General features: G+C 60.6%; 21 protein-coding genes. 9 read left to right on the top strand and 12 right to left on the bottom strand.

What is annotated here, in order from left to right:
- Positions 1 to 5: 5 nt before the first annotated feature.
- The 4 genes from ASD01_RS09085 to ASD01_RS09070 form a co-directional block, all read right to left on the bottom strand.
- Positions 6 to 926, bottom strand: coding sequence for a branched-chain amino acid ABC transporter permease (locus tag ASD01_RS09085; protein WP_034796285.1), 921 nt, complete (start codon positions 924 to 926; stop codon positions 6 to 8).
- A 94-nt stretch (positions 927 to 1020) separates the two neighbouring features.
- Positions 1021 to 2160 carry an ABC transporter substrate-binding protein gene (locus ASD01_RS09080; RefSeq protein WP_060518003.1) on the bottom strand — a complete coding sequence of 380 codons (1140 nt, stop codon included), beginning with the start codon at positions 2158 to 2160 and terminating at the stop codon, positions 1021 to 1023.
- 42 nt (positions 2161 to 2202) lie between these two features.
- Positions 2203 to 3039: a tryptophan 2,3-dioxygenase gene (gene kynA / locus ASD01_RS09075; RefSeq protein WP_060518000.1), complete on the bottom strand. Its 837-nt coding sequence runs from the start codon at positions 3037 to 3039 to the stop codon at positions 2203 to 2205.
- 4 nt (positions 3040 to 3043) lie between these two features.
- A complete protein-coding gene (locus ASD01_RS09070; protein WP_060643849.1) occupies positions 3044 to 4663 on the bottom strand; it encodes a benzoate-CoA ligase family protein in 1620 nt (539 codons plus the stop codon).
- Positions 4664 to 4991: 328 nt separating this feature from the next.
- Between ASD01_RS09070 and ASD01_RS09065 the strand changes: the two genes are divergently transcribed.
- Both ASD01_RS09065 and ASD01_RS09060 read left to right on the top strand, forming a co-directional pair.
- The gene (locus tag ASD01_RS09065) at positions 4992 to 5825 is read left to right on the top strand and encodes an alpha/beta hydrolase (RefSeq protein WP_060643890.1); all 834 of its coding nucleotides are present in this window, start codon (positions 4992 to 4994) and stop codon (positions 5823 to 5825) included.
- Between the two features lie 159 nt (positions 5826 to 5984).
- Entirely contained in the window at positions 5985 to 6437 is a 453-nt protein-coding gene (locus ASD01_RS09060) for a DUF2721 domain-containing protein (protein ID WP_060643889.1), read from the top strand.
- Between the two features lie 14 nt (positions 6438 to 6451).
- Here the strand turns inward: ASD01_RS09060 and ASD01_RS37540 are convergent, their stop codons facing one another.
- The gene (locus tag ASD01_RS37540) at positions 6452 to 6802 is read right to left on the bottom strand and encodes an aldehyde dehydrogenase family protein (RefSeq protein ID WP_458574491.1); all 351 of its coding nucleotides are present in this window, start codon (positions 6800 to 6802) and stop codon (positions 6452 to 6454) included.
- On the opposite strand from ASD01_RS37540, the gene ASD01_RS36595 reads away from it, so the two are divergent.
- On the top strand, positions 6765 to 6926 hold the full coding sequence (locus ASD01_RS36595; RefSeq protein ID WP_234824486.1) for a hypothetical protein: 162 nt from the start codon (positions 6765 to 6767) through the stop codon (positions 6924 to 6926). The two genes, ASD01_RS37540 and ASD01_RS36595, sit on opposite strands and share 38 nt — an antisense overlap.
- Before the next feature lie 238 nt (positions 6927 to 7164).
- Entirely contained in the window at positions 7165 to 7590 is a 426-nt protein-coding gene (locus tag ASD01_RS09055; protein ID WP_156623633.1) for a DUF4168 domain-containing protein, read from the top strand.
- 362 nt (positions 7591 to 7952) lie between these two features.
- Here the strand turns inward: ASD01_RS09055 and gcvA are convergent, their stop codons facing one another.
- A complete protein-coding gene (gene gcvA / locus ASD01_RS09050) occupies positions 7953 to 8882 on the bottom strand; it encodes a transcriptional regulator GcvA (protein WP_060643847.1) in 930 nt (309 codons plus the stop codon).
- A gap of 172 nt (positions 8883 to 9054) precedes the next feature.
- Here gcvA and ASD01_RS09045 point away from each other — a divergent pair, with 172 nt between their 5' ends.
- The 4 genes from ASD01_RS09045 to ASD01_RS34565 all read left to right on the top strand — a co-directional run bounded on the left by ASD01_RS09045 (position 9055) and on the right by ASD01_RS34565 (position 14145).
- The gene (locus ASD01_RS09045) at positions 9055 to 10464 is read left to right on the top strand and encodes an amidase (RefSeq protein ID WP_060643846.1); all 1410 of its coding nucleotides are present in this window, start codon (positions 9055 to 9057) and stop codon (positions 10462 to 10464) included.
- Between the two features lie 15 nt (positions 10465 to 10479).
- A complete protein-coding gene (locus ASD01_RS09040; RefSeq protein ID WP_060643845.1) occupies positions 10480 to 11727 on the top strand; it encodes an MFS transporter in 1248 nt (415 codons plus the stop codon).
- A 289-nt stretch (positions 11728 to 12016) separates the two neighbouring features.
- Positions 12017 to 13036, top strand: a complete 1020-nt coding sequence (locus tag ASD01_RS34570) for a phosphotransferase family protein (RefSeq protein WP_082584599.1) — start codon at positions 12017 to 12019, stop codon at positions 13034 to 13036.
- A gap of 278 nt (positions 13037 to 13314) precedes the next feature.
- The gene (locus ASD01_RS34565; protein WP_244495216.1) at positions 13315 to 14145 is read left to right on the top strand and encodes a hypothetical protein; all 831 of its coding nucleotides are present in this window, start codon (positions 13315 to 13317) and stop codon (positions 14143 to 14145) included.
- Between the two features lie 23 nt (positions 14146 to 14168).
- On the opposite strand, the gene ASD01_RS09025 is transcribed toward ASD01_RS34565, so the two are convergent.
- Positions 14169 to 15503 carry a PQQ-dependent sugar dehydrogenase gene (locus ASD01_RS09025; protein WP_060643842.1) on the bottom strand — a complete coding sequence of 445 codons (1335 nt, stop codon included), beginning with the start codon at positions 15501 to 15503 and terminating at the stop codon, positions 14169 to 14171.
- Positions 15504 to 15664: 161 nt separating this feature from the next.
- On the opposite strand from ASD01_RS09025, the gene ASD01_RS09020 reads away from it, so the two are divergent.
- Positions 15665 to 16957, top strand: coding sequence for a DUF763 domain-containing protein (locus ASD01_RS09020; protein ID WP_060643841.1), 1293 nt, complete (start codon positions 15665 to 15667; stop codon positions 16955 to 16957).
- 82 nt (positions 16958 to 17039) lie between these two features.
- Here ASD01_RS09020 and ASD01_RS09015 read toward each other — a convergent pair whose 3' ends face one another.
- The 5 genes from ASD01_RS09015 to ASD01_RS09000 form a co-directional block, all read right to left on the bottom strand.
- Complete coding sequence (locus ASD01_RS09015) at positions 17040 to 17537, bottom strand: hypothetical protein (RefSeq protein WP_034796517.1); 498 nt, start codon at positions 17535 to 17537, stop codon at positions 17040 to 17042.
- Between the two features lie 159 nt (positions 17538 to 17696).
- Positions 17697 to 17945 (bottom strand): hypothetical protein, encoded by a 249-nt coding sequence (locus ASD01_RS34560; RefSeq protein ID WP_082584597.1) that lies wholly within the window; start codon positions 17943 to 17945, stop codon positions 17697 to 17699.
- Positions 17946 to 18074: 129 nt separating this feature from the next.
- Complete coding sequence (locus ASD01_RS09010) at positions 18075 to 19121, bottom strand: glutathione synthetase (protein WP_029742886.1); 1047 nt, start codon at positions 19119 to 19121, stop codon at positions 18075 to 18077.
- Between the two features lie 396 nt (positions 19122 to 19517).
- Positions 19518 to 21317 (bottom strand): NAD(P)/FAD-dependent oxidoreductase, encoded by a 1800-nt coding sequence (locus ASD01_RS09005; protein ID WP_034796504.1) that lies wholly within the window; start codon positions 21315 to 21317, stop codon positions 19518 to 19520.
- Between the two features lie 67 nt (positions 21318 to 21384).
- On the bottom strand, positions 21385 to 22458 hold the full coding sequence (locus ASD01_RS09000) for a 2,3-butanediol dehydrogenase (RefSeq protein ID WP_029742884.1): 1074 nt from the start codon (positions 22456 to 22458) through the stop codon (positions 21385 to 21387).
- Between the last annotated feature and the right edge of the window lie 140 nt (positions 22459 to 22598).

Genomic DNA, 22598 nt, shown 5'->3' with positions numbered 1-22598 from the left:
TGGCCTCATGACTGTGCCGAAAACAGGCCACTCGGCCTGAAGGCGAGGATAAGGGCCATGACGACGTAGATCAGCATCGAGGCGAGCGCCGCCCCGATCGTGGTCGCCTGCGATGCGGGCATGGTGAGTGCCAGAAGCGATGGGAGCAGGAAACGGCCCATCGTGTCGACGACACCGACGATGACAGCGCCGACCAGTGCCCCCTTGATCGAGCCGATACCGCCAATGACGATGACGACGAAGGCGAGGATGAGGACCGGTTCGCCCATGCCGACCTGCACCGATTGCAATGCGCCCACCAACGCGCCGGCAAGCCCGGCAAGCGCTGCACCGAGTGCGAAGACGACCGTATAGAGCGTGCCGATGTCGACACCGAGCGCTCCGATCATCTCTCGATCGGACTCGCCCGCCCGGATGCGCATGCCGAGCCGGGTTCTGGAGATCAACAGATAGAGGCCGATCGCAACGGCAATGCCGACGCCGATGATCGCCAGGCGGTAGAGCTGGTACTGGCCGCCGCCCGGCAGCGGTACGGCACCCTGGAGCAAGGGGGGAATGTCGAGATAGAGCGGGAAGGAGCCGAAGAGCCAGCGGGCGCCTTCCGACAGGATCAGGATCAGGGCGAAGGTCGCAAGGACCTGATCGAGATGATCGCGGTCGTAGAGCCTGCGGATGACGGCGACCTCGATGATCGCGCCGACACCAGCTGCAGCTGCAAGGCTGGCGATGAGGCCGATCCAGAAGGAGCCGGTGGCGGCTGCGACCGTGGCGCAGGCAAACGCGCCGATCATATACAGTGAGCCGTGCGCCAGGTTGATGAGGCCCATGACCCCGAAAATCAGGGTCAGGCCGGCGGCCATCAGAAACAGCATCACACCGAGCTGGAGCCCGTTGAGCAGTTGTTCGATCAGAAGTGCGGTGAACAAGAGACCGGTCCAAGCTTGATGTCAGGAGGACATGGATCATCGACCGGATGGCGGCATCAAGGCCGCGCACCCGGGCAACGACAGGTGCAGGGCACTACATGCTGCACTTCTCGGCGTAGGCGTCCTTGTGGTCTTCGAAGGCGGTGGCGATAATCTTGTTGGTGAGCACGCCGTCGGCTTCCTTCACCACCTCGCGGACGTAGATGTTCTGAATCGGGTGGTTGTTGTTGTTGAAGACGAATTTGCCGCGCACCGACTGGAAGTCTGCTGCCTTAAGTGCTGCGCGGAAGGCGTCCTTGTCTTTGACGCTTGCCTTGGACAGCGCGGCGAGGATCAGGTTTGCGGTATCCCAGCTCTGCGCCGCGTAGATCGAGGGCAGGCGCTTGTACTCGGCCTTGAAGGCTTCGACGAACTTCTTGTTGGCCTCGTTGTCGAGGTCCTTCGACCAGGTCGCCGAGTTCTTGACGCCAAGCGCCGCGTCGCCGATCGCCGGCAGGACGTCCTGGCTAAAGGAGAAGCCCGGGCCCATGACGGGGATGTTCACACCCGACTGGGCATATTGCTTCATGAAGGCGATGCCCATGCCGCCGGGCAGGAAGAAGTAGACGGTGTCGGCACCCGAGGCGCGGATCTGGGCGATTTCGGCAGCGTAGTCCGTCTGCCCGACCTGCGTGTAGATCTCGCCGGCAAGCGCGCCCTTGTAATAGCGCTTGAAGCCGGTCAGCGCGTCCTTGCCGGCGGGGTAGTTGGGGGCGAGGATGAAGGCGTTCTTATAGTCCTTGTTGGCGTATTGCCCCATCGCCTCATGGAAATTGTCGTTCTGGTAGGCGACGTTGAAATAGTTCGCATTGCAGTTCGCACCGGCAAGTGCCGAGGGACCGGCGTTCGGCGACAGATAGATCACGTCCTGTGCCACCGTGTTCGGCACGACGGCCATCGCAAGGTTCGACCAGATGATGCCCGTCATCAGGTCGACCTTGTCGCCCTGGATCATCTTCTCGGCGATCTGCACCGCAAGTTCCGGCTTCTGGGCATCGTCCTCGATCACCAGCTCGACGTCCTTGTTGCCCGACTGCTTGATCGCCAGCGTGAAGGCGTCGCGCATATCGATGCCGAGGCCGGCGCCGCCGCCCGACAGCGTGGTGATGACGCCGATCTTCACCGGCTCGGCATGGGCAAGGCTTGACGTTGCAAGTGAAAGGCCAAGAAGGCCTGCTGCCAGAATGCGGTTCATGCTGTTCTCCTCTTTGTTGGTTCCCTTTTGGGTTGTGTTCTATCAGAGACCCGTGCGCACGTGCCAGAGCTCGGGGAAAAGTTCCACTTCGAGCATCTTTTTCAGATAGGACGCGCCGGATGTGCCCCCGGTTCCGCGTTTCATGCCGATGATGCGCTCGACGGTCGTGACGTGGTTGAAGCGCCAGCGACGGAAGTAGTCCTCGAAATCGACCAGTTTCTCGGCGAGCTCGTAGAGCATCCAATAGCGCTCGGGATCGCGGTAGACGATCTGCCAGGCGGCGAAGACCTTTTCGCTTTCCGTGCGCGTCTCGCGCCAATCGCTCTTGTCCGCTTCCGCGCCGACATCGAAACCGTTGCGCGAAAGAAGCCGGATCGCCTCGTCGTAGAGCGACGGCGCTGCCAGGATCGCTTCCAGCTTTTCCATGATGTCGGGGCGGTGCGCATGCGGCCCGAGCATCGCGACATTGCGGTTGCCGGCGAGGAACTCGATCGCCCGGTACTGCCAGGACTGGAAGCCGGAGGATTGGCCGAGCGATTCACGGAACGTGGTGTATTCGCTGGGGGTCATCGTTCGCAGCACATCCCAGGCGCTGTTCAGCTGCTCGAAGATGCGGGCGACGCGCGTCAGCATCTTGAATGCGGGCTCCAGCCGGTCGTCGCGGATCGAGCGGACCGCCGCATTGATCTCGTGCAGCGCGAGCTTCATCCAGAGCTCGGACGTCTGATGCTGGATGATGAACAGCATCTCGTCATGGGCTTTGGAAAGCGGCTCCTGCGCATCCAGTACCTTTTCCAGCATCAGGTAGTCGCTATAGGACATGCGTCCCTCGAACGACATCTGGGCGCCTTCTTTCGAAGGGTCGTATGATTTGCTCATGTTTTCAGTTCTCCGACCGCAATCGGAACCGCTGGATCTTGCCCGTGGCTGTTTTCGGCAGGTTGTCCAGGAACTTTACCGATCGCGGATATTTGTAAGGCGCGATCGTCGCCTTCACATGATCCTGCAGACGCTTGATCGTTGCGTCGTCTGCCGACACGCCAGATATCAGAACGACATAGGCTTCGACAATCTGGCCGCGTTCCTGATCGGGCGCACCGACGACGGCGCATTCTGCGACCTCCGGGTGGGAAATCAGGGCAGCTTCGACCTCGGGACCGGCGATGTTGTAGCCGGCGGTGATGATCATGTCGTCCGAACGCGCGGCGAAATGGAAGAAGCCGTCCTCGTCCTGATAGAAGGCGTCGCCGGTCAGGTTCCAGCCATCGCGCACATAGTCGCGCTGTCGGCTGTCTGCCATGTAGCGGCAGCCGGTCGGGCCACGCACCGCAAGCCTGCCGATCGTGCCGCGGGGGACTTCCTGCATGTCGTCATTGACGATCCGCGCTTCGTAGCCGCCGACCGGCTTTCCGGTCGAGGCGGGCTTGCGGTCCTCGAAGCGGTTGGAAATGAAGATATGCAGCATCTCGGTCGCGCCGATCCCGTCGAGGATCGGCTTGCCGGTCTTGGCCGTCCACTCCTCGAAGACCGGACCGGGCAGGGTCTCGCCCGCCGAGATCGCGACGCGCAGTGATGAAAGATCGGCGCCGTTATCCATCGCCTTCATCATTGCCCGATAGGCGGTGGGGGCGGTAAACGAGATCGTCGCTTTGTACTTCTCGATGATCTCCACCATGTTGGCCGGCGTCGCATGCTCGAGCAGTGTCGCTGCGGCTCCAAAGCGCAAGGGGAAGATCGCAAGGCCGCCAAGGCCAAAGGTGAATGCGAGCGGCGGCGAGCCGACGAAGATATCGTCGGGCGTGACCCCGAGCACTTCGCGGGCATAGCCGTCGGCGATCGCCAGGAGATCGCGGTGAAAGTGCATGGTGGCCTTCGGAATCCCCGTCGTGCCAGAGGTGAAACCGAGCAACGCCACATCGTCGCGACCGGTATGCACCGCCTCGAAGACCACTGATTTGTCGAGCGCAATGCGGTCGAGTTCGGCGTCGTGGTTCGCGGTCCCGTCGAAACTCACGACCTGCTTCAGGAAGCGGCTGTCCTTGGCGCAGACGATCATTTCTTCCATCAGTCGCGTGTCGCAAAGTGCCAGGCTGACTTCGGCCTTGTCGACGATCTTGGCGAGTTCCCCGGCCCGGAGCATCGGCATGGTGTTGACGACGACGGCGCCGGCCTTGGTGGCTGCCAGCCAGCAGGCAACCATGGCCGGATTGTTGGCGGAGCGGATGAGCACGCGGTGCCCGGGCTTCACACCGTAATTCTCAACCAGCGCGTGGGCGAGACGGTTGGTCCAGTCGGACAGTTCCTTGTAAGTCCGGCGGCGGCCATTGCCGATCAACGCGGTATGATCGCCGAAACCCTTGGCAACCATGGCGTCCGTCAATTCGACGGCGGCGTTGAGGTGATCCGGGTAGTCAAAACCTTCGAGAAGAAACTCCGGCCATTCTTCGTGTGGCGGAAGATGGTCGCGGGTGAACGTATCGACGTGCGAAGTCGGTCCAAGCATGTGGCGGCTGTTCCCTAATTTCGTTCGTGCCTGTTGCCCAGGCATTGTTCAAAGCCGGCGGAAAGTCTTGCGGTGGTTCAAAGCCCTGGTCTGCGGACAAGCGGCAAGCGTCGCGGCACTATTCAAAGTGACACGGGCCGTCGCCGACGCGACTCCAGTTATGGCGATTGGCACAGCGAGACCTCCACTTCTCGGCTGAACATGGGGCAGCATCGCACCAGTCCAAAATTATTTCAAGCCTAAAGTTTTTTCGATTGCCGGCATTGCCTTTCCCGTTGGGGCAGGCGATTGCTATCTGTGAGGAGACATCAAAGGGAGGATGAAATCGATGCTGGAACACCGCATTTCCGACTGGGACGACGCCTATGCGAACGGCTCGAACATCGCGCGCGGCGATCGCTGGCCGGAAGCCTGGGTCAAACCGGCCGAGGCGTTCCGCAACGCCCTCTTGAGCGCCGGACGCGCCAAACTCGACCTTGCCTATGGCGATCGGCCGAGGAACCGCATGGATCTCTTTCTTCCCGACGGTTCGCCCAAGGGCCTGGTGGTCTTCGTCCACGGCGGGTACTGGCTACAGCTCGACAAGAGCTTCTGGTCGCACCTGGCGGCCGGAGCAGTGGAGCGCGGCTATGCCGTCGCGATGCCGTCCTACACGCTCTGCCCAAAGATTCGCATTGCCGGGATCGTCGAAGAGGTCGCCGCCGCTATCAGCGAGGCATCGAAACGCGTCGAGGGTCCGTTGATGCTGACCGGCCATTCGGCCGGCGGCCACCTCGTCAGCCGAATGATCACGACGACCGCGCCGCTTCCGCCTGATGTCCAGGGCCGGATCCGCAACGTCGTCTCGATCTCCGGCGTGCATGACCTGCGCCCGATCATGTCGACTGCCATGAACGAGAAGCTCGCGATCGACGAGGCCGAGGCACTTTCACAGAGCCCGGCACTGCTGCGGCCGATGCCAGACGCCCGCATCACCTGCTGGGTCGGAGGCGGCGAGCGTGCGGAATTCCTGCGTCAGAACGCGCTTCTTGCCAATATCTGGACCGGATTGGGTGCAACGACGGCTGCTGTCGCGGAGCCGGACCGGCACCACTTCAACGTCGTCGACGGCCTTGCCGACGCCAAGCATCCCCTGGTGCGGACGTTGCTGTTGGGCGTGTGAACGTCGGGCTGGGTCGCTCCCGTATTCCCTTGATAAGGGTATGAAGCGCTTCTATCTGCGCCATATCTTGGTGTTTGTATCTCTACTATATCCGTCAAAACTGACTAGAGTGCTCCTCCCGGTCTCGCCGGAAGCGAGCGACGCAAAATGAAGGCAAGCATGCAGACGCCGTCGACGGTCATCGATCTCGCTTCGATCGTCCAAACCTCGCTGGCGCCCGTCTTTCTTCTCGCCGGCACTGCCGGCTTCGTCAGTGTCTATGCCTCCCGGCTTGGCAGGGTGTCCGATCGCGTCAACGAGATCGGGGAGAAATACGAGCAGAACGACGCGCGGCGGATGCAGCTTGACTATCTGCGCCGGCGGACGCTGGCGCTGGAGATCGCCGTTGCGCTGGGGACTTTCGCGGCGATCTGCACGGGCTGCGCCATTCTCAATCTGCTCGCCGGCGCGCTTGCCTTCGGGTTTCGCGAGGAGAACCTTTTCTGGTTTTTCGGCGGCGCGATCGCCTCGCTCATCGGGTCGCTGTTGGCCTTCCTGTTCGAGATGCTGATCGCCGGGCGGAACATGCTGCGCCAGATGCGCATGGATCAGGCAGCGTCGGGCGGCGACTGATGCCGGTGCCGCAGTCAGCTTTCAGGCGAATTCAACCGTCGCCTGCGCCTCGTTGACCACCCACTCGATAAACACTTTGGCGACCGGCGCGGTCCCGGTTTCGCACACATTTCGGCGATCGGTTTGCCCATCTCCATCGTATCGAGCACCGCCAAGATGTCACGGCTCTTGGCGATCAGCTCGGAAAAACGGATGAGGACGTCTGTCCGCCGCCGGAGCGGCATGCGCGAACAGACACCCTGTCGAAGCCGCGTGGCCGCGATATCGCAGGCGGCCTCGATATCGGCGGCGTTGCCATGGCGCGTTCGATCTTCAGGGGCGTCTGACGTGGCACTCGCCGGTGATGCTTTCGATCGCGATCTGATCGCGGCCGTCAGAGCAAGCGCAAGAAAGCGCCAATTCTCCCATCGCGACATCGTTTCCGGCGCCGGCCATGATGCGTTCAATCTGACGCGCCCGCTCGACGTCACTCTGGATCGTGCGGCGTGATGGGAGGGAAGAAGTAGTCGGCCCAGGACCGGAGCGAATGCCGTTTTTGGTAGGACCGGACCTGTCGGGTGAGCCGTAAAGCTGCCGTGGAATGGTCAGCAAATGGCCCCGATACGGCCGCATCGAGCCCATTCCAGCGTTCCATCGTCGCGGCGCATTCGGTATCCGGCCGACCTCAGGGGCGATTGAAAGTCAGTATCGCTCCTGATCACGTCATGCGCATCAGAGAGGAATGAATATGATCACCGGTTACAAAACCGTCGCGTCGCTCGCGGCGGCAGTCTTTAGCTTCATGATCGTCAGTCCCGCATCCGCCCTTGAGATCGCTCAGGCCGAAACGACCCAGCCGACGCAGGGCCAGGCTGGCAGCAAGGGCCCGGACGCTGCGATCAGCGACCAGAAAATCGAGGCCTTCGCGGTTGCCTATCTTCAGGTCGACAAGGTCAGGCAGGAATATTCCGCCAAGATAGAAGCAACGTCGGACGCAACGGCGAAGAAGGAACTGGAGTCCGAAGCCAGCAAGAAAATGGTCGAGGCAGTACAAGCCTCACCGACCATTTCGATCGAAGAGTATTCGGCAATCCTTACAGCTGCACAGAGTGATCCGGCAGTCGCCAAGAAGGTTCAGGCAAAACTCAAAGACACCGCTCCGACACCGCAATAACCGGCTCGGACGCAACCAGTGTGAAAGAGACAAATGGGTAGCCCGCACCAGGTGCGGGCTACCCGCTACGAAATGGATCTTCGCCGATCTGCCTGACCAAGGTCCAACGCTTCAAGATCGCCTGATTATCCTCCTCCGCTTCCCTGTTGTCCTTTGACGATCACCTACGACCAGCTCGCGATCTCTCGCGCTGAAACCGGCAATGAGCGCGCCAGTTCGGGCGCCTGGCAAGAATTCCGGCGAGTGCTGTAATCTCGCGCTCGAGCACTTCGGGCGTTATTCCGATGCCTCGTCCTTCGAGGCTCAGAGACATCGCCATCGATCAGGATGCTGAGTCTGTCACGGTCGGGATCCGCAGCGCATCAGCCAGGATGGAGGCTGTTCTGAGCCGTGGACGTTTTGGCCAGCTGCGTCTTCTCCGCATTGAGTATCCAATCCCGGAAGGTCGCAATCTTTGGATTGTCCTGGACGTGCTCGGGACACACCAGGTAATAGGCAAACTCGTCTATCAAAGCCGCGTCCAGGAGCTTCACCAACTCACCGCTGGCGAGTTCCGCTGCAATCATTGCAGCGGGCAGCAACCCTGCGCCATGGCCGGACAGGATCGCCTTCAAAATAAGGCTGCTATCGTCAAACGACGGACCGCGGGGAGAACGGAACTCTTCCACGCCATTTGCCTGGAACCAAAGGCTCCATCCCTTGCGGTCGGCATCATGGACATGCGGCCAGCGGATGAGATCGTCCGCGCATCGAGGGACGCCGAGGCGATCGACGAGATCAGGGGCTGCCACGGCGACCATCTCGACGGTTACGACGCGGTCGCTGCGCAAGCCCGGATAACGGCCGGCACCATGACGCACCGCGACATCGACGCTGCCGCGAGAGAAATCGGCAAGGGTGCTGCTTGCGACGATTTGGAGATCGATTTCAGGGCTGATCTCCTGGAAGGAATGCATGCGCGGCAAGAGCCATGCCGATGCGAAGAATGGCGTGACGCTGACTGTCAGCATGCCGCTGTCGTTGGAGGCCATGACGCGTCGCGAGGCTTCGGCAATCTGGCGAAAGGCATTGCGGACCGCTGGCAGGTAGTCCCGGCCCGCATCGGTCAAATAGATGCCGCGTGTCACTCGTTCGAACAGCTTCACCCCAAGATGCGTCTCGAGCGATTTCAACATCTGGCTGACAGCGCCCGGAGTGACGCAAAGCTCGTCGGCCGCCATCTTGACCGAGAGATGGCGGGCGGCGGCCTCGAAAGCCTTCAGGGCATTGAGCGGGGGAAGGTGGCGGCTCATGATTTAGATTTTCTAAGTTATAAGGATGATTAAATCTGGTTTGTCGGCCGAGTATGGCGTGCTTTATCACATTAAACTGTGCTTGTCTCGCTCCTCACAAGGAACAGGAGGCGCGATTGAAGATAGATAGATTTTCTAATGCATGTCGCTCACCGCAGTCGGGAAAAATTGAATGACGATAGTTTCGGATGATTTCACTTTGCTCAGCCTCACGGAGATCGGAGACAGAATCAAAAGAGGGAGCATTTCCTCGCTGGCGATCACCGAGGCGCAGCTTCGGCGCATCGCGCGACTGGAACCGGACCTCCACGCCTATGCGCAGGTGATGGACGCAAGCGCGCTGGAACAGGCGAAGGTGGCGGATGAGGAAATCGCCGCTGGACGCCATCGCGGCCCGCTGCACGGCGTTCCGATCGCCGTCAAAGACCTGTGCTGGATCGAAGGCGTGCCAACCAGGGCTGGCACACTCGTCCATGGCAGTTTTGTTCCGGACGAAGACGCCACTGTCGTCAGACGCCTCAGGCAAGCAGGCGCGATCATTATCGGCAAGACGCAAATGACCGAGGGAGCGTATTCGGACTACCATCCGGCAATAACCCCGTCTGTCAATCCATGGAACGCGGACTACTGGACCGGGATTTCCTCGAGCGGCTCAGCTGTCGCGGCGGCAGCGGGCCTTTGTTTCGGTGCGATCGCGTCCGACACCGGCGGCTCGATCCGCTGGCCGGCGGCCGCAAATGGTGTCACGGGCCTCAAACCGACATGGGGGCGGGTCAGCCGGCACGGCGTTTTCGATCTCGCTCCCTCCCTTGACCACATCGGTACGATTGCGCGAAACGCCATGGATGCGGGGATCATTCTTGCCGCCATCGCGGGAAGTGATCCGAAGGACCCGACGGCGGCAGCGCAACCGGTGCCGGATTTCGCTTCCGCTTCGCGAAGCGGGGTCGGCGGTCTGCGGATAGGCTTTGATCTACGGTGGAACAGCGAGGACGTGGAGCCTCAGACACAGGCCGCACTCGCCGCTGCCTCGGACGTTTTTTCCGATCTTGGCGCGCACATGGTCGAGATCAGGTTCCCGGACGTGAGCCAGGCCGTTGCCGATTGGGTGCCGAACTGCGCCGTGGAGGCGGCAGCCGTTCACGCGCGAGACTTTGCTGCGAACAAAGACTTGTACGGGCCTATCCTTGCCGGCGTCATTGAAAAGGGCAAAGCCGTCTCGGAGGCGGAGTATCAGCAGATCCTTCTGCGACGCGCGATTTTCCGCCGTGACGTCGAAGCCTTGTTTGCATCCGTCGACCTGATTTTGACCCCGGTTCAGCCGTTCGCTCCCCTGACACTCGCTGCCATCGCGACACTTGGTGAGCAGCCGGATCTGATCGCTAGGCTGCAGCGCTATACATGCCCCCTCGATATGAGCGGCCATCCGGCACTGACTTTCCCTGCAGGTGTCGCAAAGAACGAGATGCCGATCGGCCTTCAATTGCTGGCTGGTCAGTTCCAGGAACTGACCCTTGTGCGCGCCGGCGCGGCATTCCAGGGGCATACGGCTTGGCACCAGAGACACCCGGGAAAAGGGTGACGGAGACGAACGATCATGAACGCTCACCGCCAGCGCCAAGGCATCTTCTACGGATGGGTCGTCGTCGCCGCGACGTTTACGCTGACATTCGTAGGTTTTGGTAGCGCCTATACCTTCAGCGCCTTCATCGAGGTATTGCAGCAGGATCTCGGGGCATCGCGTGGCTCCGTTTCGCTTGTTTTTTCTTTGGCAGGGTTTTTGTACTTCGCCCTGGGCGTGATTTCCGGTCCCCTTGCGGATCGGTTCGGAGCAAGATCGCTTTGCCTTGTCGGCATGGTGCTTGTCGGCTTCGGCCTTGCCTTGGCGGGCCAGGCGCGCACCATCGCCGAGGTCTATGCCGCCTATGGGCTCGGAATAGGTCTGGGCGTGGGATGTGCCTATGTGCCGGCCCTTGGGGCCGTTCAGCGCTGGTTCGTCGCGCGACGTGGCCTGGCATCGGGTCTTGCGGTCAGCGGTATCGGCTTGGGCACGCTTGTCATGCCGCCGCTGGCGACTTGGTTGATCGCCGCTTTGGGCTGGAGAGAGGCCTATCTGGTGCTCGGTGGAGCGGCCGCGGCCTTCGGCATAGGCGCCGCATTGCTGCTCGAAAACGATCCGGGGCGACGTGGTCTTCGGCCGGACGGAGTCTTCGTCGAACCGGGCGTCGTGAATTCGGCGGCAAAGGAGGGCGTTTCGGTCAAGGATGCGATACGGACTCGGCAATTTGTCGGCATGTATGTCGCATGCCTGTTGAGTGCGGTCGGCGTGTTCGTTCCCTTTGTTCATCTCGTCCCGTTTGCAGTCGATCACCAGATCGCTCCGACGGTCGCCGTCCTCCTCCTGAGCGCGATCGGCGTTGGGAGCACTGCGGGGCGCTTCTGCCTTGGGGGGCTTGCCGATCGTTTGGGTCGCGACACTTTCCTGGCGGCAATGTACGCGGGCATCGCCGTGTCGCTTGCGGTTTGGGTCTCTGCGACCGGGCTTTTGGCCCTTGTTGCCTTCGCTCTGTTGTTCGGATTGTTCTACGGTGGCTGGGTCGCGGTGCTGCCGGCCGTGGTTGCCGATCATTTCGGCCGCCGCAATGTGGGCGGGATCATCGGGCTTCTTTACACGAGCGTCGCAATCGGCACGCTGATCGGCCCGAGCCTCGCCGGCTTTATCTACGACGCCAGCCACAGTTACTTCCCGGCCATTGCGATCAGCGGAGGCGCCAACGCGGTGGCCGCGCTTGTGGCGATCGTGACCATCGGTCTCAAATCAAGAACGGCTGCGGAAGGGCTTTGAACTGGCGGTGCAGTTTTTTCGTCCGTTTCGCAATTGGATATCGCTGCCATGCGTTCGCATTGCTTGCGATAAATTGCTAACGATACAACCAATGAGATATGGTCGAGGGTAAGGGAACGAATGGGGTTCCAACCCTTGCGCGTTTCGCTTGCCGTCACGCATGGCCCCAATCGAAGCCGGCCGAAGATTGGGCCTCGATACTTTGTGAGGGGGCGGTTGCGCAGGTGCCAGGAGCACGAGCCCAACACCTCCCTTTAGCGGGCGTAGTGTTTCAGCCAGCCCGTCGGCCATGGATTTCGTCTCGGTGTCGGTCTTATCCGGGCCGTCATCGCGAAGGATATCGGCTACAGAATTCAGACGTGCGGCCAGGGCCTGCCGGGTGGGATTGCAAAGGACGAACGCAGTGAAGGATCTATCCCTAGAGCCAATCGCGACCGCCGCCGTTGAGAGGGAAGTCGACGCCACTCGTGGCGGTACCGATGCGATGCCCCTTCAGAGGATCGTTGCGGAACTTGGCTTGCCATCCGAGCCTCCGGCTGTCCTGATCGGCTCGGGGCAGAACTCGGTGGCCTACGAGCTTGACGGCAGGATCCTTCGATTGCCGCGTCATTGCGGCGCTGAACGCAACCTGGTGAGAGAAGCCGCGGCGCTTCGCGCGGTGCGGCCGCTTCTCCCGGTGCCGGTACCTGATCTTGAAGTGCGCCGCATCGACGGCCAATTCGTCTCGCTGCACGCCAAGATCTTGGGCGAACCGCTTTCGGACCTGACCGGCCTGAGGATAGGCGCACAGAGGGTTTTGGCCGCGGATCTTGCCGCCTTTCTAAAGGCTCTGCATTCGCTCCCCATCGACAGCGTGGAGGCCGAGCCTGCCGAGGCGTCTTCATGCGAGTGGAATGGCCTTTTGGCGCAATGCGAAGCAGTGGCCTTTCCTCTGCTTTCGCCTGATGTCGTCACCGGTCTGCGGAAGCGCTTTTCCGACTTTTTAGCGACCTGCGACGCGCTGCCGCAGTGCCTTATTCACGGGGATTGTGGGACCGGAAACATTCTCGTCGATCGCGGCAGACTTTCAGGCGTCATCGATTTCTCCGGCTGCGGCCCCGGCGACCCATCTTACGATTTTGCGAGCCTCGCGGCAGGGCTTGGTGACCCGTTCGTCGACCTGGTGCTCGCGCACTTTTCCCCAGACACGGCGGCAAGGGATCGTATGGGTTTTTATCGAATGACCTTTCCGCTTCTCGACATTCTGTACGGCGTCGAAAACTGCGACCCGGAGACAGTCCGCGCGGGCGTGCACGCCTTTGCGGCGTAGTCCGCTCATCCTCTCACCTGGATTTGCTTCGGCCCACCTCATCCGAACGCGGTTCGATGTCCGCCATTGGGCGCGATGTGGACTTCGCGCCTCGGGTTACAGCATCGAAAAAAGCCGTTCGGCGCTCGTTTTTTTGCGCAATCGGGGAACAGCGGGCCAAGCCTATTCGTTGAGTGAGACTGGAGAATGTGTCGGAACGAGGAGGGGTTCGCGAAGCAATGTCGGGTGAGCCATCAAATCGCCCCGGTGCGTATATTTCGTTTCCCTACGACCGAACCATGCTGGGAGAGTTTCGACGGGCTTTTCCCCGGGCCAGATGGAGCGATGATAGGCGCAATTGGTTTATTCCGGGCAAGACTGCCGACCGCCGGTTTACCAGATGGATGGACGGCCAATTGTCGGAACGAGATCCGTTCGGTGAATCAAAGGGCAGGGATGCTTACGACTTCGATCCCATCGGCAGTCCGTATCTGGTGGCAGGCGATGACCTTTGCCTGCGGACACCTTTCTCCCGCACCATCGTTGAGGAATTGCGACAGGTGCCGTGGGCGCATTGGGATGACAATTCCAGGACGTGGCATGTTCCGTTCCGCTCCTACGAGGAATTGCGGAAACGGTGGCCTGTGATCGAAGCGGCCGCCCGCCGCAATGAACCGGATGCACGAAAGCAACGTCGACTTGCGTCGCGGGGGTCCGCCGAGGAACTGGAAGCGAGAAGTCGCAGCGTCGAACGAAGAAGACGACGATACCCTGTTCCTACGGCTTTTCCACCGCAGCTCGGGCGTGCCGTCTCCACTGAAACTTACGGCGTCATAATATTCATCGGGATTTCACAGGAGATTGTCCCTCGAACTTTCTCCTGCTCGTATCCGTTCATGAACAATAGCCTCATGGAGTTTGTCTGGGCCTCCTGGCGGCCCGCAACACTACCGGAATTGATCTCTGTATGGCCGGCACGCACCGGTCCCGATCATCGAAGCGGCTGGTGGCTTCCAGATCTGGAGGAACTGCGGGTTTCCAGGAAACAGGCCCGAACTCAAGAGCGCCGGCGCGCGGCATCCCGTTCTCATCGGGCGATTGCCGACGCGGGACGACCAAATGCACATTGATCGCTTTTGAAACAGGCAAAAGTTCATTTTCTGCTGACACGCCACACGACATTGCCGACATCGTCGGCAACCAGCAAACTACCCATCTTATCGATTGCCACGCCGACCGGGCGCCCCATGGCGCTGCCGCCTTTGCCGACGAACCCGGTGAGGACATCTTTTGGCCGGCCGCTGGGCTTGCCATTCAAAAACGGGACGAAGATGACCTTGTATCCGCTGGGTACGCTTCGGTTCCAGGAGCCATGCTGTCCAACGAATGCGCCGTTCGAATAGGTGGGGCCGAGCGACGAGCCCCTCGAGAATACCAGTCCCAATGATGCCGTGTGGGCGCCCAGCGCGTAGTCGGGCTTGATGGCCCTTGCGACGAGGTCAGGACGCTGCGGCCTGACGCGGGTGTCGACGTTCTGGCCGAAGTAGCTGTAGGGCCAGCCATAGAAGGCGCCATCGCGCACGGATGTCATGTAGTCCGGGACGAGATCGTCACCGAGTTCGTCGCGTTCGTTGACCGCGACCCACAGCTTTCCATTCTGAGGGTTCCAGGAGAGCCCGTTGGGATTGCGCAGGCCCGAGGCGAAGGGGCGCATGTGGCCGCTTGCCTTGTCGATCTCGAGCACGGCTGCACGGTGCCGTTCGACGGCCATGCCGTTTTCGGCAACATTGCTGTTGGAGCCGACCGTAACGTAGAGCTTGCTGCCGTCCGGGCTTGCGATCACATCCTTGGTCCAATGGTGATTGAGATCGCCGGCCGGTAGATCCGCGATCTTTTGCGGCGGCGCCGTGATCCGGGTCTGTCCGTTCGAATAGGGGAAGGCGACGAGAGCGTCGGTGTTGGCGACATAGAGCTTGCCCCGCGACAGCGTCATGCCGAAAGGCGAGTTGAGACCTTCGGAGAACGTGGTCCGCAGGTCGGCCACCCCGTCGCCATCGGTGTCGCGAAGCAGCGTGATCCTGTTTGCGCTTGGTGTGGCGGCGCCAGCGCGCTTCATGGCCGCGCTCATGAAGACCTTCTTCAGGCTGAAGCCCTCGTCGTGTTTGGCCGGAGCATTGCTTTCGGCCACCAGAACGTCACCGTCGGGAAGGACGCGCAGCCAGCGCGGATGGTCAAAATTCGTCGCAAAGGCGTTGACCTTCAATCCTTTGGCAGCGAGTGGATGTTCTCCGCCCCGCCACCCGGTCGCATCGGCGATGTTGACCGTCGGGATCACGGTTGGGCGTGGTTTTGGCAGAACCGGATCCGAACCGTATCCAACCTTGCCGGTGTTGCTCGCTGTCTGCCTGGCTGAGACGTTGGCGCAACCCGCCAGTAAAGCTGCGGTTAGGAGGATGACGACTGCCGCACACGGGAAACGGTTTTGCATTGGAAGGCCTCCGCAGGGATTGGCCCATCTCATCGTGACGCAACGGCGCCTCGCAACATTCCAACCACAAAACAGCAAGGGTTGCGACTTGTTCCCGGCGGTAGGAACGTTTGAAGAACTTTCCCCTGTCACAATGCCTGTAAGCGGCCTATAAGACACGAATGGTTCAGCGAGCTGGAAGTGCAGATCTCCCTCTTCATGGCGGCAGGGTTCCCCCGTGGCTCGGCGATCGCATGACGAAGCTCGGGACGATCATCGCCGAAGCCATCGTCATCGAATACGGCCGTGACGAGTTTCTGCGCCGTCTGGCCCATCCTTTCTGGTTCCAGTCCTTCGGCTGCGTCATGGGCATGGATTGGCACTCATCCGGCATCACCACCAGCGTCATCGGCGCTCTCAAGCGCGGTCTCGCTCCTCGTTCGCGGGATCTCGGGATAAGCGTCTGCGGCGGTCGCGGACGACATTCGCGGCAGACGCCAGACGAACTGATCGCCATCGGCAACCGCGTCGGCATCGATGGTGCCGGCCTTGCGGCCACCAGCCGGCTTGTTGCAAAGGTCGATAGTGCCGCGGTCCAGGACGGCTTCGACCTCTACCTGCACGGTTTCATCGTCGCTGACGATGGCAAATGGGTGGTGGTACAGCAAGGCATGAACGGCGATAAACGCCAGGCCCGGCGCTATCATTGGTTGTCGGAGGGCGTTTCCAGCTTCGTCGACTCTCCCCATGCCGCGATCGAGGGAAAAGGTCAGGGGGAAATCGTCAATCTCGCAGACAGACGGGCTGCCGCATCACGCCACGGGCAGCTTGAGCTTTTGGCATCGCTTGGGCCTGACCGAATTGTCCGGGAAGTCGTCGCTCTGGATCCAAAGGGTAAACCGAAGGAGGCCGATCAGCCGTTGCTCCCACATCTCGTGATGCCGGCACATCACGACGTACGGGATGAAAACGTCAACATGCGACGGCTGCATGCGACACTTTCTGCGGCTGCCGATCGCGGGCCGGAAGATTTCGAGCAGCTTTTGATGGTTCCGGGCGTCGGTGCGCGTACGGTCAACGCGCTCGCGATGGTGGCTGAAGTCGTTCATGGCGCGCCTTGCCGTTTCGCCGATCCGGCGCGGTTTTCGCTTGCGCACGGTGGCAAGGACCGCCATCCGTTTCCCGTGCCCCTCAAGGTGTACGACCACACGATCGCCGTCATGCGATCGGCCGTGACGAAAGCGCGGCTCGGACTTGGCGAGGAACTGGAGGCGCTGAAGCGTCTTGACGACCAGGCACGGCAGCTTGAAAGATACGCCACCGGCCCGGACCTCAAGGAAATTGTTGCCGGAGAGTTTCGCCACTCGCCCGAATGGGGCGGTCGCAGTGTGTTTGGATGGGAGGAGACTGGCGGATCGGCCGAGCAGAAGTCCCTGGAACCGACGCCGGCGAACGCTCACCGTCAGGCACGCTAGAAAATCGAGTGGCCGGCGCTGGTTCAGCGAGGTGAGCTTCAGCCGAGGGGCGGCAGCGAGATATTCCTTGGGGAAGGATGCCTTAGCCGATCTTCTCTCCCACCTCCAATAGATAAGCATCATAGCCGAACAACAAATCCTGGCTCAGGTCCTTGCCGTCGAACCGCGCTATAAAGTCGTCAAGGTCGGCCTGACGCGAGAAGCCCATCGCCATGGCAGACATGCTTTCGATGTCGCCCTCTTCGTCCTCGTAAGTCGCGCTCATCTCCAGGACACCCAACCGATCGAAGTTCGCTTGCATGTGGAATGAAAGCCAGACCAGGTATTCCAGCGGGTAGCCGGGATTCCTCCCGTATGTCACCACAAAGGGATAAGCTGAACGGAACCGGCTGGCCAGAACTTCGCCATCGGTGGCAAAGACGAGCAGATCGCTATCCTCATCGAGGTTGTGAAGTTCGATTGTCAAATCATGCTTGCGCAACGCAACGTAGCCGCCAAGTTGGTCCCACGGCAAGGAAGTCAAGATGATCTCGCGCCATCGTGTGATGGCGACATCGAGATCGGTGCGGACCAAGAACATGAAGAAACCCTACAGCATCACGACACAATCAAGAGCTTTCAGCCTTGCATAGTGAACGCTGTAGTCAATAGATATTAGCGCCGCCTAAATTCATGGTAACGAGGGAGTTATCGTGATTTGAGAGGCGCCGGCGAACATCAGCTTCGCCGGCTGGCGGATCTATCGCCAGTATCCCCGCCCGGTATCGACCGATGACCGTCCCACGACGTAGCCGATGGTAAAGGCGAGAGCGCCGATCAGCAATCCGAGAGTGGTCGCGGTGTGAGGATGATCTGCTGCAGCAGTCGCGACAGCGCTCGTCTCTCTCTTCACTGCTTCGGTGGCTGTCTGCGCAGCTTTGCGAACGCCAGTGAGAGGTTCTTCGGGTGTGCCGGTAAAGCCGGCTTTTAGATCGTCGTCTTTGGCCATCGCCTTCTTCTCCTATCGCGTATGCAGGAGAAACCGAGGACAGCGCCATCGGTTCCGAATCCTTGGAAAGATCTTTTTTAAAGCACCAATTTGCTAGCGACCTTGTGCCCAGAGTTCTTCGGCAAAGTCCTAGTGGGTCGACAAGATCCGGTTGTTCAACGCTCCTTGATACGTCTTCCTGGTCGCAATTTTGTTCTCCAGCGACTCGAGGATGTCCTCGCAGAAGTCGACGTCGTAGAGTTCACGAATGGTCTGGAGACCACCGGGCGTGAACACGTTTATCTCAAGCAGCTTGTCGCCGACGATGTCGAGGCCGACCAGGAACATGCCATCTTCGACAAGCTTCGGGCGTAAGGTCTCGGCGATCGCCAGCATTTCCTTCGTCACATGCGCCCGTTTTGGCGTCCCACGCGCGTGAATATTGGAGCGCACGTCTCCCTTCGCGGGAACGCGCCTGAACGCAGCGTAGACGTCGCCGCGCTGCAAAGGTCGCCCGTTCATGAGAAACAATCTGGTATCTCCTTCCGACGCCTTCGGAAGGTAACATTGCGCAATGAGATAGCCGACCTCACCCACCGCATCGATGATTTGATTGAGGTTGGATTCGGTGCTGCTTCCGACCCGAAAAACGTTCTTGCCGCCAGATCCCTGTAGCGGTTTGATGATTACGCCGTCTGAATGATCGTCGATAAACGCCCTGATCTCCTCGATGTCCTTGGAAATCAAAGTGGTCGGACGAACGATGGCCGGGAAATCCTGGAAGTAAAGCTTGTCTTGCGCCAAGGCCAGACCACATGGGTCGTTGACGACGATCGTGCCTCTTTCTGCGGCAAGCCGACCAAAATTTGCACCCGCATGCGCGGCCCAGGGGCGAGTATCGGCATCCAGCGACGGATCGTTCCGTAAGAACAGAACGTCCACCTCCTCAACATTGACAAGGGCTCTTTGCTGTTCGGGCGCGATCAAAGCGCGTAGCAGTGTTTCGGACTTCTTGGGGCGTGCGTCGCCAAGATGTGCCGCCCGGATCATCAATGCGTCGTCGGGCCCAAGTATGAAATCACCCGGCGTGATGTAGAGGACCTCATGGCCACGAGCAAGCGCAGCAAGCGCCAAGGATGTTGTCGTATAGGATGGCCTTTCGGTTTCGATCGCGTTGACAAGGAAGGCGATGCGCATGGGAGCTCCTGGCTTAAGACAAGGGTGCAACCGGCCACACCCGGTACAATGGCCCCGAAGGCGACTTTAGGGGCCCGAAGCGTGTGGGGCTCGCGTTGGACCCAACCTGAAGACGACATGAAGGATCCGTTGCATTAACGCTCCTCGCTGCTACTGGTTCCTGTCAGTCTTGATTGTCTCGGCAGACGCGCCCTAACCCGATGGCCAGGGTTCCGCTAGGTGATGTCTCTAAGGTTCGGACCGGAAGGTCTGGCAAGTCTCGGACGAGGATTAAGTGCGGGCTCAGCGTCAATCTCCTGGCTATGTCCGCATGGCACACAGCCGCACTGGGGTGCCTGCACGCGGACACGACCGACAGGCAGAGGGCGCTCAAGCTCCCTCTGCCTCTTAAATGGTTCAGCGCTTGTGATGGACGCTTTGCAGACCGTAAACCGGCGTCTGAATACCCTCCAATCGTGCCTTCAGTTGCAGTGACAGGTACTGCGAATAATGGCGCGATTGGTGCAAGTTACCACCATGGAACCACAGGGCATCCTGTTGCGTGGGCTTCCACATGTTGCGCTGCTCGCCCTCCCAGGGGCCGGGGTCCTTCGGCGTATCGGAGCCAAGTCCCCAGACCTTGCCGACCCTGTCGGCTGTCTCCTGGTCGATGAGATCGGCGACCCAGCCATTCATCGAGCCGTAGCCCGTCGCATAGACGATGACGTCGGCCGGGATCTCCTTGCCGTCAGCCAGTTTTATCGAGGTTTCGGTGATCTCTTCCACCTGTCCTGCGGCAAGCTTCACCTTGCCGTCGATGATCAGCTGCGACGCGCCGATATCGATGTAGTATCCGGACCCGCGGCGCAGGTACTTCATGAAGAGACCTGAGCCATCCGCGCCCCAATCGAGTTGGAAGCCCGCCTTTTCCAGCGCCGCGTAGAAATCGGCGTCGCGCTCGCGCATCTTGTCGTAAAGCGGGATCTGGAACTCGTGCATGATCCGGTAGGGAAGCGACGCAAAGATGAGATCCGCCTTGCCCGTCGTTACGCCGTTGGCCAGCGCCTGTTCCGAATAAAGCCCACCGAGGCCGATATCCATCAGCGTGTCGGATTTGACGATATGGGTCGTCGAGCGCTGGATCATTGTGACGTCGACGCCCGCCTCGTACAGCGCGGCACAGATGTCGTGGGCCGAATTGTTTGAGCCGATCACAACGACCTTCTTGCCCTTGTAGCCATCCGGCCCCGGGTGCTGCGAGGAATGATGCTGGTCACCAACAAAGCGCTCACGGCCGTTGAAATTCGGAATGTTGGCCTTGCCAGACATGCCGGTCGCAAAGACGAGCTGCTTTGGCCGCAACACCACTTCCTCACCGTCGCGGTCAACGACGATGGTCCATTCCTTCGCGGCTTCGTCCCATTTTGCCGATTTGGCGGTGGAGCGTGTCCAGTAGTTCAGCTCCATCACCTTGGTATAGAATTCCAGCCAGTCGCCAATCTTGTCCTTCGGTGCGAAGACCGGCCAGTTCTTCGGGAAATCGATGTAGGGCAGGTGGTCGTACCAGACGGGGTCATGCAGGCAGAGCGACTTGTAGCGCTTGCGCCAGCTGTCGCCTGGCCGGTCGTTCTTTTCGAGGATGATGGTGGGCACGCCAAGTTGGCGAAGCCGGGCCCCGAGCGCAATGCCGCCCTGTCCGCCGCCGATGATCACGACATAGGGTTGCGTCTCATAGCCGAGCGTGCGCTCCTCGTGCTCGCGCTCCTCCTTCCAGGTTTTTGCGCCGACATTCTGGCCGTGCTTGGCGCCAAGCGGCCGGGTAAAGCCGGATTTCTCCTCGTGGCCCTTGAGTTCGGCCAGTGCCGTCAGCAGCGTCCAGATCAGGCCGTTCTTGATGCGCACGAGGCCGTAGCCGCGTCCGGTTGCCGTCTCGAACGAGATCCAGCTTTCAAGCACGCCATCCGCCTCGGTTGCTTCTTCGCCGGCGGCGACGCGCCAGTTGGAGGGTTTTGCCGAGGCAAGCTGTGCCTGAAGCATGTCGCGCACCTCGTCCCGGCCTTCGACGGTCTTGAGGTTCCAGGTGAAGGCGACGAGGTCGCGCCAGTAGCATTCCTCTGCAAAGAGGTTGACCGCATCGTCGATACGGCCGGTTTCGAGTGCAGCGCCAAGGGCATCAAGCTGTGCCTGAACGCGGGTGGTGGGGGTCTTCTCGAGCATCTTTTATCCTCCTGCTCTGTGATGACAAACGGAACGGCTCCTCAACCGTCCCGCAATGGGGACCGGCCTAACGCTTGAGGTCGATCAGTATTTTCAGGTGCGTACCGGCGGGATCGAGCAACTGGTCGAACCCTGCCGAAACAGCTTCGCTCAGTGAGACATGTTTGGTGACGATGCGGCGAGCCGGTATTTGGCCGCTCGCGATCAGGCGCGCCACGCGCGGCCAGTAGTGGGTCGGATAGGCCCAGGAACCGCGGATATCGATGTCCTTGAAGGTCACGTCGAACCAGTTCAGCGGATTCTCGCCTGGATGAAGGCCGGTCTGCACGACGACGCCCTGCTTGCGCACCGCGCTCGCGCAGTTCTTGAGCGCATGTTCGTTGCCGACGCATTCGATGGCGACATCGCAGCCAACGCCGCCCTCGGTTTCGGCCTGGACAACATCGCTGACCTTTTCGATCTTGGGATTGATGGTGCGGACCTCGCGGAGTGCTTCCTTCGCCAGTGAAAGCCGCGTCTCGTTGAGATCGGAGAGAAAAATCTTCGACGCGCCGGCCGCCCGCGCTGCCATGGCAACGAGAATGCCGATCGGTCCTGCGCCCGTGACCAGCACGCTGTTGCCGGCGGTGACGCTGCCGCGATCGCACGCATATACGGCGACTGCGGTCGGCTCTATCAGCGCGGCTTCTTCGTCGGATAGCGCATCGGGAATGGGCTGGACATTGTAGTCGTTGAGCAGCGCCGCTTCCGCCATTCCGCCGGAGTGCCAGGATAGGCCGGCCAGTGCCAGGTTGGCGCTCAGGTGAAACAGACCACGATCGGCATAATAGTCTCCGCGGCGCGGCATGATCAGCGGCTGGACGGAGACCCTGTCGCCCGGCTTCACATGGCTAACCCCTTCGCCGATCGCCTTCACGACGCCGCCGAATTCATGGCCGAGGATCTGCGGTCCATGAGCACCCGTGAAGGGATGCGGTTCCTTCGGGATGAAGATCGGGCCATAGGCGTATTCGTGCAGATCGGTCCCGCAGATGCCGCAGAAACGATTTTCCACCAGTACCTCACCGGGGCCAGGGGCAGGCGGAGCGTCGACATCGTCAATGCGTAGGTCCTTGGCGGCGTGAAAGCGCAGAGCTTTCATTGGGTTTCCTCCTGTTTGTTCTTGCACAGGAGAGGCAGCAAGCAGCATGCCAGATCGCAACTGCGTCTATTTTGTTTGTGATATCAAAGGCTTGAAACGTGACGGGAGCGAAAGTCACCGAAAATGCAACAGTCCGGGTG

Source organism: Ensifer sp. Root423 (genome assembly GCF_001426275.1).
GTDB classification, from domain to species: domain Bacteria; phylum Pseudomonadota; class Alphaproteobacteria; order Rhizobiales; family Rhizobiaceae; genus Ensifer; species Ensifer adhaerens.
Note: the sequence above shows the minus strand (reverse complement) of the source record. Positions and strands in the feature narration are given on the sequence as shown.